General features: G+C 64.1%; 12 protein-coding genes. 1 reads left to right on the forward strand and 11 read right to left on the reverse strand.

Going from position 1 to position 12,037, the window contains the following annotated elements; genetic code table 11:
* Window positions 1-4: 4 nt before the first annotated feature.
* The 11 genes from CO669_RS11770 to urtA form a co-directional block, all read right to left on the reverse strand.
* Window positions 5-304 carry a putative quinol monooxygenase gene (locus CO669_RS11770; RefSeq protein ID WP_007599815.1) on the reverse strand — a complete coding sequence of 100 codons (300 nt, stop codon included), beginning with the start codon at window positions 302-304 and terminating at the stop codon, window positions 5-7.
* A 128-nt stretch (window positions 305-432) separates the two neighbouring features.
* Complete coding sequence (gene ureC, locus CO669_RS11775) at window positions 433-2,148, reverse strand: urease subunit alpha (RefSeq protein ID WP_097659965.1); 1,716 nt, start codon at window positions 2,146-2,148, stop codon at window positions 433-435.
* 37 nt (window positions 2,149-2,185) lie between these two features.
* Window positions 2,186-2,725 (reverse strand): HD domain-containing protein, encoded by a 540-nt coding sequence (locus CO669_RS11780; RefSeq protein WP_097659966.1) that lies wholly within the window; start codon window positions 2,723-2,725, stop codon window positions 2,186-2,188.
* A 3-nt stretch (window positions 2,726-2,728) separates the two neighbouring features.
* Window positions 2,729-3,034 carry an urease subunit beta gene (locus tag CO669_RS11785; RefSeq protein WP_097659967.1) on the reverse strand — a complete coding sequence of 102 codons (306 nt, stop codon included), beginning with the start codon at window positions 3,032-3,034 and terminating at the stop codon, window positions 2,729-2,731.
* A 9-nt stretch (window positions 3,035-3,043) separates the two neighbouring features.
* Window positions 3,044-3,346 (reverse strand): urease subunit gamma, encoded by a 303-nt coding sequence (locus CO669_RS11790; RefSeq protein WP_007605424.1) that lies wholly within the window; start codon window positions 3,344-3,346, stop codon window positions 3,044-3,046.
* 67 nt (window positions 3,347-3,413) lie between these two features.
* A complete protein-coding gene (locus CO669_RS11795) occupies window positions 3,414-4,244 on the reverse strand; it encodes an urease accessory protein UreD (protein WP_097659968.1) in 831 nt (276 codons plus the stop codon).
* Window positions 4,245-4,273: 29 nt separating this feature from the next.
* Window positions 4,274-4,969, reverse strand: a complete 696-nt coding sequence (gene urtE / locus CO669_RS11800) for an urea ABC transporter ATP-binding subunit UrtE (protein WP_097659969.1) — start codon at window positions 4,967-4,969, stop codon at window positions 4,274-4,276.
* Between the two features lie 3 nt (window positions 4,970-4,972).
* On the reverse strand, window positions 4,973-5,734 hold the full coding sequence (gene urtD / locus CO669_RS11805; protein ID WP_097659970.1) for an urea ABC transporter ATP-binding protein UrtD: 762 nt from the start codon (window positions 5,732-5,734) through the stop codon (window positions 4,973-4,975).
* Window positions 5,735-5,739: 5 nt separating this feature from the next.
* Window positions 5,740-6,906: an urea ABC transporter permease subunit UrtC gene (urtC, locus tag CO669_RS11810; RefSeq protein ID WP_097659971.1), complete on the reverse strand. Its 1,167-nt coding sequence runs from the start codon at window positions 6,904-6,906 to the stop codon at window positions 5,740-5,742.
* A complete protein-coding gene (urtB, locus tag CO669_RS11815; protein WP_097659972.1) occupies window positions 6,903-8,510 on the reverse strand; it encodes an urea ABC transporter permease subunit UrtB in 1,608 nt (535 codons plus the stop codon). Before urtB ends, urtC begins: the two co-directional genes overlap by 4 nt.
* 84 nt (window positions 8,511-8,594) lie before the next feature.
* Window positions 8,595-9,923 carry an urea ABC transporter substrate-binding protein gene (gene urtA / locus CO669_RS11820; RefSeq protein WP_097659973.1) on the reverse strand — a complete coding sequence of 443 codons (1,329 nt, stop codon included), beginning with the start codon at window positions 9,921-9,923 and terminating at the stop codon, window positions 8,595-8,597.
* A gap of 479 nt (window positions 9,924-10,402) precedes the next feature.
* Here urtA and CO669_RS11825 point away from each other — a divergent pair, with 479 nt between their 5' ends.
* A complete protein-coding gene (locus CO669_RS11825) occupies window positions 10,403-12,034 on the forward strand; it encodes a DEAD/DEAH box helicase (protein ID WP_097659974.1) in 1,632 nt (543 codons plus the stop codon).
* The last annotated feature ends 3 nt before the right edge of the window (window positions 12,035-12,037 follow it).

The following is a 12,037-nucleotide window of genomic DNA, read 5'->3' on the forward strand; positions in this document are numbered from 1 at the left end:
CCCGTTACCGTGTCTCGACCTTCTCGGGCGTGATCACCTCGATCTTCGGCGGCGCCGTGAAGCACTTCACGGCGACGCGGCCGAACGTCTTCATATGCTCCATGGCACGGTGCGGCACCAGCGCCTCGGCGTTCTCCCACTGCTCGACGAACACCATCTTGGCGGGGTCCGTCACGCTCTCATGCAGGTCATAGGCGATATTGCCGGGCTCCTTGCGCGTCTCCTTGATGCAGGCGGTGGCGGCTGCGATGAATTCGGCGCGCGTTTCGGGCTTGATGGTCAGGGTGGCAACGACATAGATCACGAGAAATCCTCCCGGCTTTTCTTCTCTGGCTTCAATACCGGGCGGGACATTAGACTACGCGGGACCGAACGCAAAACCGCAAAAAGCCGTCCCCGACGCCCGCCGGGGACATGCGTCGAGGCGCTATTTCAGTACATGAAATATCGCTGCGCCATGGGCAGCACCTCCGCCGGGGCGCAGGTCAGCAGCTCACCGTCCGCGCGCACCTCGTAGGTCTCCGGATCGACCTCGATATTGGGCGTCGCGTCGTTGTGGATCATGCTCTTCTTCGAGATCTTGCCGCGGGTGTTCTGGACCGCATAGAGCTTCTTCTCGATGCCGAGTTTTCGCGCAAGACCGCCGGTGATGGCCGCCTTCGAGGTGAACACCACGGAGGACGCCGTGCGCGCCTTGCCGAAGGCGCCGAACATCGGCTGGTAATGCACCGGCTGCGGCGTCGGGATCGAGGCGTTGGGATCGCCCATGGGTGCGGCGACGATCGTGCCGCCCTTGACGATGCAGTCCGGCTTGACGCCGAAGAAGGCCGGCGACCACAGCACGAGATCGGCCATCTTGCCCTTCTCCACCGAGCCGATCAGCTTCGACACGCCATGCGCGATCGCGGGATTGATGGTGTATTTAGCGATGTAGCGCTTCACGCGAAAGTTGTCGTTGTCCTTGCCCTTGTCCTGCGGCAACGACCCGCGCTGCTTCTTCATCTTGTCGGCGGTCTGCCAGGTCCGGATGATGACTTCGCCGAGCCGGCCCATCGCCTGCGAGTCCGAGGACATCATCGAGAGCGCGCCGAGATCGTGCAGGATGTCCTCGGCCGCGATGGTCTCTTTCCGGATGCGGCTTTCGGCGAAGGCCAGGTCTTCCGCGATCGAGGGGTCGAGGTGGTGGCACACCATCAGCATGTCCAGATGCTCGTCGATGGTGTTGCGCGTGAAAGGCCGCGTCGGATTGGTCGAGGACGGCAACACGTTCTTCAGGCCTGCGACCTTGATGATATCGGGGGCGTGACCGCCGCCGGCGCCCTCGGTGTGGAAGGCATGGATGGTGCGGCCCTTGAAGGCCTTGATGGTGTCCTCGACGAAGCCGGACTCGTTCAGCGTATCGGTGTGGATCATCACCTGGATGTCGTGGGCATCGGCCACCGACAGGCAGTTGTCGATCGCCGCCGGCGTGGTGCCCCAATCCTCGTGCAGCTTCAGCGCGCAGGCGCCGCCCTTGATCATCTCGACCAGGGCTGCGGGCCGCGAGGCGTTGCCCTTGCCGGAAATGCCGAGATTGACGGGGAAGGCGTCGAACGACTGGATCATCCGCCCCATGTGCCACGGCCCCGGCGTGCAGGTGGTGGCGAAGGTGCCGTGCGAAGGGCCGGTGCCGCCGCCCAGCATCGAAGTAACGCCGCTCATCAGCGCGTGCTCGATCTGCTGCGGGCAGATGAAATGGATGTGGCTGTCGAAACCGCCGGCGGTGAGGATCTTGCCCTCGCCCGCGATCACGTCGGTGCCGGGGCCGATGATGATGGTGACGCCCGGCTGGATGTCGGGATTGCCGGCTTTGCCGATCGCCGAAATCATGCCGTCCTTGATGGCGACGTCGGCTTTCACGATGCCCCAATGGTCGACGATCAGCGCATTGGTGATGACGGTGTCGGCCGCGCCCTGCTTGTTCGTCACCTGCGACTGCCCCATGCCGTCGCGAATCACCTTGCCGCCGCCGAACTTCACTTCTTCGCCGTAGACGGTGAAATCCTTCTCGACCTCGATGATGAGGTCGGTGTCGGCCAGCCGCACCCTGTCGCCGGTGGTGGGGCCGAACATGTCGGCATAGACGGAACGCTTTATTTTGACGGACATCACAAGCCCCGTTTGCGTTTGAATGTTTTGATGATGCTCACAGCGAGCGCTTCGCTCGTTCCACCACGTCGTCGAACATTTCGTCGAGGTAGGCATTACCGCCGCGGCAGCCCGTGACGACCTGCACCGCCCAATCGGTGTACTCGATCAGATCCGCACGCTGCTCAGCGGTCGGGTTGGAACGAATACGAGCCCCGATATTGCTGATCTTGTCGGCAATTTTGATTAGCTTGGCGTCGGCCGACTTCTCTGGCGCATCGACAACCTGTCGCCTCCGCCGCTCGGCCTTTGGTAAGCTCATGTCATCTGTGCATTCGATGACGAGCGAAGCCACACGATCAGAGAACCTTGCTGAGAGCTCTTCAATAGTCGTCTCAGTGTCTTCGAGCGTATCGTGCAGCCAGCCGGCTGCAACGAGCTCGGCATCCGCACCGTTCGTTGCGATAGCAAGGAAGTTGGCGACTTCGGCAAGATGATTTGCGTAGGGCTCGCTGTCTCGCCCCTTACGCATCATATGCTTATGCTGGCGAGCGGCCACTTCGGCAGCTTCAGAAATGAACCGGACGGGCGGCCGCATGCCTCACAGCTTCCCCATCACGTCGCCGCGAAAACCGTAGATGGTCTTCTTGCCGGCGAGTGCGACGAGCTGGATGTCGCGGGTCTGGCCGGGCTCGAAGCGGACGGCGGTACCGGCGGCGATGTCGAGGCGCATGCCGCGGGACTTCTTGCGGTCGAACTTCAGCGCGGGGTTGGCCTCGAAGAAATGGTAGTGCGAGCCGACCTGGATCGGACGGTCGCCGGTGTTGGCCACCGTCAGCGTCACGGTCTTGCGGCCGGCATTGAGCTCGATCTCGCCGTCCTGGATGAAGAGTTCGCCGGGAATCATGTCTCGCTCCTACCTGATCGGCTCGTGCACGGTGACGAGCTTGGTGCCGTCCGGAAACGTCGCCTCGACCTGGATGTCATGGATCATCTCGGGGATACCCGGCATCACCTGGTCGCGGGTCAGGACCTGCGCGCCGGATTGCATCAGCTCGGCAACGGTACGGCCGTCGCGCGCGCCTTCGAGGATGAAATCGGAGATGATCGCGATCGCCTCGGGATGGTTGAGCTTGACGCCGCGGTCCAGCCTGCGGCGCGCCACGATCGCCGCCATCGAGATCAGAAGCTTGTCCTTTTCGCGGGGTGACAGGTTCATGAAGCATCTCTTCCGTTCAACACGTCAATTCAGCCAGTCAGTTCAGCCGTTGTCCGTTCAACCGTTGTCAGTTCAACCAAAGCCGCGGCAGGGCCGCGCCGGTGCGCGCCAGCACGGCTATCATGTCGGCGCGCAAACGCGCCGCATCTTGGGCACAGAACCGCGCCATTGCAAAGCCATTCCATGCCGAGATTCCGACCTCACCGGCGAAGGACTCCGAAGCTTCACGGATCCGCTCGACCAGCGCCTCGTCACCCGGGGCGATCAGGGCCGTGCCGATCGCAGCGCCCGCCTTGGCCACGGCCGACCGCGCGAGCTTGGCGCCGATATTGCCGTCGAGCCTGACCGTCTCGGCGAACACCAGCTTGCCGCCGCGGCGCATCCGCCAGCGGTCCACGAACTCGCCCTGCTCCATCCGCTCGCCCATGGCCGTGCGGCCAAACACGACGATCTCGCAAAGCAGGAGCGAGGCCGCCTCATCGAGCTCGATGTCGAAGCGGCGATGGACCCGGGCGCGATCGAACAGGATCGTTTCCTGCGGCAGCCAGCCGAGATGCGCGCCCGCATCGACCTTCAAGGAAATGCTGAGTTGCGCCGCCGCCCCGGGCGCCCGATAAACCTTTTCGGCGGCGGCGGTCGTCAGCGTCAGGCGCGCGCCCTGGCCTGCCGTGATGTCGACATCGAATCTGTCGCCACCGGCGACCCCACCGGCCGTATTGACGAACACGCCGGACAGCCCCTTGCCTTCCGGCGAGGGAAAGCGCACGCGCAAGGAGCCGGATTCATGCAAAGTGCCGCGCCGCGTCACCCCGTCACGTGCGTGCACGTCGAAGCGTACCGCGCCACGGGCACGGTTTGCCTCGAACACTCCTGACGTGACTGAAACGTCGCTGCGCATCCGCGCCCCCAGCCGATCGCGGCAATGGCCTACAGCGCCATCTGGCGACTGATCTCGGCCGGATCGAGATTGGCGCGGTCGCAGGTGAACTTCACCGCGCCGCGATCCATCACCGCGAAACTGTCGCCGAGTTCGCAGGCAAAGTCGAGATATTGTTCGACCAGCACGATGGCGATGTTGCCGAGGTTGCGCAGATAGGAGATGGCGCGGCCGATGTCCTTGATGATCGAGGGCTGGATACCCTCGGTCGGCTCATCGAGCAGCAGCAGCTTCGGCCGCATCACCAGCGCGCGGCCGATCGCGAGCTGCTGCTGCTGGCCGCCGGAGAGATCGCCGCCGCGCCGGCCGAGCATGGATTGCAGCACCGGAAACAGCGAGAACACGTCGTCCGGAATGTGCCTGTCCTCGCGCTTCAGCGGACCGAAGCCGGTCTTGAGATTCTCCTCGACCGTCAGCAGCGGAAAGATCTCGCGCCCCTGCGGCACGAAGCCGATGCCCTTACGCGCCCGCTCATAGGGCTTCAGGCCGGTGATGTCGCTGCCGTCGAGCACGATCGCGCCCGAGGAGATCGGATATTGCCCGACCATGGCGCGCAAGAGCGAGGTCTTGCCGACGCCGTTGCGGCCGAGCACGCACGTCACCTTGCCGGGCTCTGCGGCGATGGAGACACCGCGCAGCGCCTGCGCCGCGCCGTAGAACAGGTTGATGTCCTTGACCTCAAGCATGGCTCAGCGTCCCAGATAGACTTCGATGACCCGCTCGTTGGACGAGACCTGGTCGATGGTTCCTTCCGCGAGCACCGTGCCTTCGTGCAGGCAGGTGACCTTGACGCCGAGCTCGCGCACGAACGTCATGTCGTGCTCGACCACCATGACGGTGTGGGTCTTGTTGATCTCCTTCAGCAGCTCGGCCGTCAGATGCGTCTCGACGTCGGTCATGCCGGCGACGGGCTCGTCGACCAGCAGCAGTTTCGGGTCCTGCGCCAGCAGCATGCCGATCTCGAGCCATTGCTTCTGGCCGTGGCTGAGGCTGCCGGCAAGGCGGTTGCGGGCCTCGGTGAGGCGGATCGTCTCCAGCACCTTGTCGATGCGCTCGGACTCGGCCTTGCTGCCGCGCCAGAACAGCGTGCCGCGAACCGAATGGTCGACATTGAGCGCGAGCAGCAGATTGTCCTGCACGGTCTGGCTTTCGAACACGGTCGGCTTCTGGAACTTGCGGCCGATGCCGAGCTCGGCAATGCGGGTCTCGTCGAGCCGCGTCAGATCGGTGACGCCGTCGAACAGCACCGTGCCCTCGTCGGGCTTGGTCTTGCCGGTGATGATGTCCATCATCGTGGTCTTGCCGGCGCCGTTCGGGCCGATGATAGCGCGCATCTCGCCGGGTTCGAGCGTCAGCGACAGATTGTTGATGGCGTGAAAGCCGTCGAACGAGACGTGCACGCCGTCGAGATAGAGCATCGCGGAGGTCGCGCGGTTGTCCATGACGTTCATGTCCGCTACTCCGCCATCTTGGGTTCGGTGACGCCGTCCTCGGCCGCGGCACTCGCCATGGCCGCGGCGCGCTTCTCCTTCGAGGAGTCCCACCAGGCATTGAAGGTGCCGACGATGCCCTTGGGCAGCAGCAGCGTCACCAGGATGAACAATGCGCCGAGCATGAACAGCCAGTACGGCGCCAGCACGCCCGAGGTGAAGAACGTCTTGGCGTAATTGACGACGACGGCGCCGAGCGCAGCACCGACCAGCGTGCCGCGGCCGCCGACCGCGACCCAGATCACCGCCTCGATCGAATTGCCCGGCGCGAACTCGGAGGGGTTGATGATGCCGACCTGCGGCACGTAGAGCGCGCCGGCGACGCCGGCCATGCAGGCCGAGAGCGTGAACACGAACAGCTTGTAGGATTCGACGCGGTAGCCGAGGAAGCGGCTGCGCGATTCCGCATCGCGGATCGCGATCAGCACCTTGCCGAGCTTGGAAGACACGACCGAGCGACAGATCAGGAAGGCGATGATCAGCGCCAGGCAGCTCAGCGCAAACAGTGCCGCGCGGGTGCCTTCGGCCTGGACGTTGAAGCCCAGAATGTCCTTGAAGTCGGTCAAGCCGTTGTTGCCGCCGAAGCCGAAATCGTTGCGGAAGAATGCGAGCAGCAGCGCATATGTCATCGCCTGCGTGATGATCGACAGGTACACGCCGGTGACGCGGGAGCGGAAGGCGAGCCAGCCGAAGCAGAAGGCGAGCAGGCCGGGCACGACCAGCACCATCAGCGCGGCAAACCAGAACATGTCGAAACCGTACCAGTACCAGGGCAGCTTCGAATAGTTCAGGAACACCATGAAGTCCGGCAGAACGGGATTGCCGTAGACACCGCGGGTGCCGATCTGCCGCATCAGGTACATGCCCATGGCGTAGCCGCCGAGCGCGAAGAAGGCGCCGTGACCGAGCGAGAGAATGCCGCAATAGCCCCAGATCAGGTCGATCGCGAGCGCCAGGATGGCGTAGCAGACATACTTGCCCCAGAGCGCGACCAGATAGGTCGGCACCTGCAGGAACGAGCCCGCGGGCAGCAGCAGGTTGGAGAGCGGGATGAGGATGCCGCAGGCCGCGACGACGGCAAGGAAGATCGTCGCGCTGCGGTCCAGCGATCGCGTCAGCATGTGAGGGGTCATGCTTCCACCGCACGGCCCTTGAGCGCGAACAATCCGCGCGGGCGTTTTTGAATGAACAGGATGATGAGAACGAGAATCGCGATCTTGCCGAGCACGGCGCCCGCAACCGGCTCCAGGAACTTGTTGGCGATGCCGAGCGTGAAGGCGCCGACCAGCGTGCCCCAGAGATTGCCTACGCCGCCGAACACCACGACCATGAAACTGTCGATGATGTAGCTCTGGCCGAGATTGGGGCTGACATTGTCGATCTGCGACAGCGCCACTCCGGCGATGCCGGCAATGCCCGAGCCGAGGCCGAAGGTCAGTGCGTCGACGCGCGAAGTGGCGATGCCCATCGACGCCGCCATGCGGCGGTTCTGCGTCACCGCGCGCATCTCGAGACCGAGCGCGGTGTAGCGCAGCATCGCGAGCAGGATCGCGAACACCGCGAGCGTGAAGACGAGAATCCAGAGCCGGTTATAGGTGATGGTGATCTGGCCGAGCTCGAACGCGCCGCTCATCCAGGAGGGATTGCCGACTTCGCGGTTGGTCGGGCCGAACATGGTGCGCACCGCCTGCTGCAGCACCAGCGACAGACCCCAGGTCGCCAGCAGCGTCTCCAGCGGACGGCCGTAGAGGAAGCGGATGATGCTGCGCTCGATCAGGACGCCGATGGCGCCGGCGACGAGGAAGGCGAGCGGCACGGCGATCAGCAGCGAATAGTCGAACAGGGCGGGATAGCGCGTGCGGATCACCTCCTGCACCACGAAGGTGGTGTAGGCCCCGATCATCACCATCTCGCCGTGGGCCATGTTGATGACGCCCATCACGCCGAAGGTGATGGCGAGCCCGATCGCGGCGAGCAGCAGCACCGAGCCGAGCGAGAGGCCGTACCAGGCATTCTGCACGCCGGACCAGACGGCGAGCGAGGACTGGATCGAGCTGATGGCACTGGCCGCCGCCTTGGTCACCGAGGCCGGCTGATCGCCCATGCCGGTGAGCAGCGCCAGCGCTTCCTGGTCGCCGCGCGCCTTGAGGGTCGCGACCGCCTCGAGCTTCTCGACCTCGGTGGCGTCGGACTTGAACAGCAGGATGGCGGCGCGGGCGTCGCCGAGCGCAGCCTTGACGGACCTGTTGGTCTCCTTGGCGAGCGCAGCATCGACGGCCTCGAGCGCGGTCTCTTCATGCGACTTGAACACGGACTGCGCGGCTTGCAGGCGCGTTCCGACATCCGGCGATTGCAGCGTCAGGCTGCCGATTGCGGCATCGACGCTGCGGCGCAGGCGGTTGTTGAGGCGGACCGCGCTCGCGCTGTCGGGGACGCTGGCGACCGCCTCGCCGGTCGCGGCATCGATCGACTTGCCGTCGGTGCCGGTGACGTAGACCTTCTTGCTGTCGGGGTCGGCCATGAGGCGGCCGTCCTGAAGTGCGCTGATGATGGGAAAGGCCAGCTTGTTGCCGCTGCTCGCGACCACACCGATCGCCTCTTCCGTGTCGGAGAAATCGTCATTGGCGAATTTGGCGACCCCGTCCTCGAACGGACCGGCGAAGGCCGGCAGCGCGAACGCGATCAGCAGTAAAGTGAGCGCAAGCGCACAGAGGCGCGCAGACAAATGGACTGGCACTGTGAAAGACCCCGGCAGAAATGGCTGGAGAAGGCGGCGGGATCGCCGCCTTCTCCGATCGCGCAATGGAGCGTCAGATCCGGATCAGGAGCCGGAACCGAGGCACTTGTTGGTCTTGGTGTTGAAGTTGCCACACTTCTTGCCGACCCAGTCGCCGATCAGGTCCTTGGAGCCGTCGAGCTCCTTCGACCAGGCATCGCCCGCGACGAGGCCGGGGGTCTTCCAGACCACGTCGAACTGGCCGTTGCCCTTGATCTCGCCGATGAACACCGGCTTGGTGATGTGGTGGTTCGGCAGCATCTTCGACACGCCACCGGTCAGGTTCGGCGCCTCGATGCCGGGAAGCGCGTCGATCACCTTGTCCGCATCGGTCGACTTCACCTTCTCGACCGCCTTCACCCACATGTTGAAGCCGATCACGTGCGCTTCCATCGGGTCGTTGGTCACACGCTTCGGATTCTTGGTGTAGGCCTGCCAGTCCTTGATGAACTTCTCGTTCGATCCGTCCTTGGTCTTGATCGACTCGAAGTAGTTCCAGGCGGCGAGATGACCGACCAGCGGCTTGGTGTCGATACCGGCGAGCTCTTCTTCGCCGACCGAGAACGCCACCACCGGGATGTCCTTCGCCTTGATGCCCTGGTTGCCGAGCTCCTTGTAGAAGGGAACGTTGGCGTCGCCGTTGATGGTCGAGACCACCGCGGTCTTCTTGCCGGCCGAGCCGAACTTCTTGATGTCGGCCACGATCGTCTGCCAGTCGGAGTGACCGAACGGCGTGTAGTTGATCATGATGTCTTCCTGGGCGACACCCTTGGACTTCAGATAGGCTTCCAGGATCTTGTTGGTGGTGCGCGGATAGACGTAGTCGGTGCCGGCGAGCACCCAGCGCTTCACCTTCTCTTCCTTCATCAGATAGTCGACGGCGGGGATCGCCTGCTGGTTCGGCGCAGCACCCGTGTAGAACACGTTACGCTCGCTTTCCTCACCCTCGTACTGCACGGGGTAGAACAGGATGCTGTTCAGCTCCTTGAACACCGGCAGCACGGACTTGCGCGACACCGAGGTCCAGCAGCCGAACACGACCGAGACCTTGTCCTTGGTGATCAGTTCGCGCGCCTTCTCGGCGAACAGCGGCCAGTTCGAGGCGGGATCAACGACGACGGCTTCGAGCTTCTTGCCGTTCACGCCGCCCTTCTTGTTCTGCTCGTCGATCAGGAAGAGGATGGTGTCCTTCAGCGTGGTTTCGCTGATGGCCATGGTGCCGGAGAGGGAGTGCAGCACGCCGACCTTGATGGTGTCATCGGCGGCCTTCGCGCCGGTCAATGAAGCCAGACCGAGCATCAATCCGGCGGTCGCGGCGAGCACGCCGCGGCGGCTAAATGATGCCGCTATATCGTGAGTAGATTTGCTAAGCATGAGTGTCTCATCTCCCTGACGCAGACGTTAAAACGCTGCGAAACGGCCCCACGGCCGCCTGCGATTAACGGATTCGCAAGAACCATGCCATGGACTGAGCACCCACCAACTAATTGGTTTTGTTGGAAAAATCGTCCGAAAACAAAGTCTCGCAATATTCGCGCAGCCTAAATCCCAGGCAATTCAAATGTATGCCAAAGGGGCAGGCGGTCTATTTTTTGAGCAAATTGCCTGTTCTGGCTAAATTTCCGGCATAACTATTTCTGCACCGCAATCGCCATTTAGGGCCGAGCTGCCTTGAAAGCGCCCCCGCAATGTTCCATATGAGCAGCCGAGACCTCTTGCGAATCAAGGGGTCGTTGCGAGCCGCGTGTTCTTAAGCCCCTACGGGCCTCTGGCTTGCCCCACATCTCCCAAGCCATCCGACACCCCAAACACGCAGGTGTCTTCTCGACACCCTTTTGCGCGCGCCGCGCCAAATGCGCCGGGCGCTCGCTTTTGACATGGAAAGAACCCCTCTTTTGACTTCGTTTCAGGACTTCGGCCTCGCCGAACCCATCGCCCGCGCTCTTCAGGAAGAGAATTACGTCACCCCCACCCCGATCCAGGCCCAGACCATTCCGCTGGCATTGACAGGCCGCGACGTCGTCGGCATCGCCCAGACCGGAACCGGCAAGACCGCGTCCTTCGCGCTGCCGATCCTTCACCGCCTGCTCGAGAACCGCATCAAGCCGCAGCCGAAGACGGCCCGCGTCCTGGTGCTGTCGCCGACCCGCGAGCTGTCGGGGCAGATCCTCGACAGCTTCAACGCCTATGGCCGCCACATCCGCCTGTCTTCGACCTTGGCCATCGGCGGCGTGCCGATGGGCCGCCAGGTCCGCGCCCTGATGCAGGGCGTCGATGTACTGGTCGCCACCCCCGGCCGCTTGCTTGATCTCGTGCAGAGCAACGGACTGAAGCTCTCGAGCGTCGAGTTCCTCGTGCTCGACGAGGCCGACCGCATGCTCGACATGGGCTTCATCAACGACATCCGGAAGATCGTCGCCAAGCTGCCGATCAAGCGCCAGACGTTGTTCTTCTCGGCCACCATGCCGAAGGATATCGCCGAGCTGGCCAACGCGATGTTGCGTGACCCCGCCCGCGTCGCGGTGACCCCGGTTTCCTCGACGGCCGAGCGCATCAATCAACGCATCGTCCAGGTCGATTTCTCCGCCAAGCCCGCCTTCCTGACCAAGCTTCTGAAAGACGAGCCGGTCAACCGCGCCCTGGTCTTCACCCGCACCAAGCACGGCGCGGACAAGGTGGTGAAATCGCTCGAGAAGGCCGGCATCCCCGCCAGCGCGATCCACGGCAACAAGTCGCAGAACCATCGCGAACGGACGCTGGCCCAGTTCCGCTCGGGCGAGATCCGCACCCTGGTCGCCACCGACATCGCCGCCCGCGGCATCGACGTCGACGGCATCAGCCACGTCATCAATTTCGACCTGCCCAACGTCCCCGAGACCTATGTGCACCGGATCGGCCGTACCGCCCGCGCCGGCGCCGACGGCACCGCGATCTCGCTGGTCGCCGGTGGCGAGGAGCTCAGCTATCTCCGCGACATCGAGCGGCTGATCCGCGTGGCCCTGCCGCGTGAGGATCATCGCACCGACGCCGGCCGCCGCGATGCCGGCCCTCCCCCGCCGCAGCAGCGGCAGGGCCGGCCGGGCGGCCGCCCGGGCCAGCGCCCGCAGGGCGCCCGGCACGGCGACGGACGGCGTGGCGACGACAAGCATGGCGACGGACGGCACCATGGCGCCGGCAGGCGCGCCGACGGACGGCCCGCTGACGGAAGGCCTGTCGATGGAAGGCATGCCGATGGAAGGCCTGGCGAAGGACGCCGTATCGAGGGCAGACCTGTTGATGGCAGGCCCGGGGATGGCCACAAGGCCTCCAAGGGGTCTCGCCGTCACCGCGGTCCCGGTGGTAAGATGCACTCCTCACCCGCCGATCGGTCGGAACAGCGTCCCGCGCATAGCGCCGGCAAGCCTGATGGAATACAAGGCGTTGCCTTTTTGCGTCGCGAGAGTCGCCCCAACGGCCGACCGAACCGCAACCCTCATTCGAACTAGCAG

The organism is Bradyrhizobium sp. Y36, from assembly GCF_002531575.1.
Lineage (GTDB): Bacteria > Pseudomonadota > Alphaproteobacteria > Rhizobiales > Xanthobacteraceae > Bradyrhizobium.

Coding starts and splice junctions, on each gene's coding strand:
- ureC (WP_097659965.1), bottom strand. CDS start 2,148: ATGTCCGTCAAAATAAAGCGTTCCGTCTATGCCGACATGTTCGGCCCC.
- CO669_RS11780 (WP_097659966.1), bottom strand. CDS start 2,725: ATGCGGCCGCCCGTCCGGTTCATTTCTGAAGCTGCCGAAGTGGCCGCT.
- CO669_RS11785 (WP_097659967.1), bottom strand. CDS start 3,034: ATGATTCCCGGCGAACTCTTCATCCAGGACGGCGAGATCGAGCTCAAT.
- CO669_RS11790 (WP_007605424.1), bottom strand. CDS start 3,346: ATGAACCTGTCACCCCGCGAAAAGGACAAGCTTCTGATCTCGATGGCG.
- CO669_RS11795 (WP_097659968.1), bottom strand. CDS start 4,244: ATGCGCAGCGACGTTTCAGTCACGTCAGGAGTGTTCGAGGCAAACCGT.
- urtE (WP_097659969.1), bottom strand. CDS start 4,969: ATGCTTGAGGTCAAGGACATCAACCTGTTCTACGGCGCGGCGCAGGCG.
- urtD (WP_097659970.1), bottom strand. CDS start 5,734: ATGAACGTCATGGACAACCGCGCGACCTCCGCGATGCTCTATCTCGAC.
- urtC (WP_097659971.1), bottom strand. CDS start 6,906: ATGACCCCTCACATGCTGACGCGATCGCTGGACCGCAGCGCGACGATC.
- urtA (WP_097659973.1), bottom strand. CDS start 9,923: ATGCTTAGCAAATCTACTCACGATATAGCGGCATCATTTAGCCGCCGC.
- CO669_RS11825 (WP_097659974.1), top strand. CDS start 10,403: ATGCGCCGGGCGCTCGCTTTTGACATGGAAAGAACCCCTCTTTTGACT.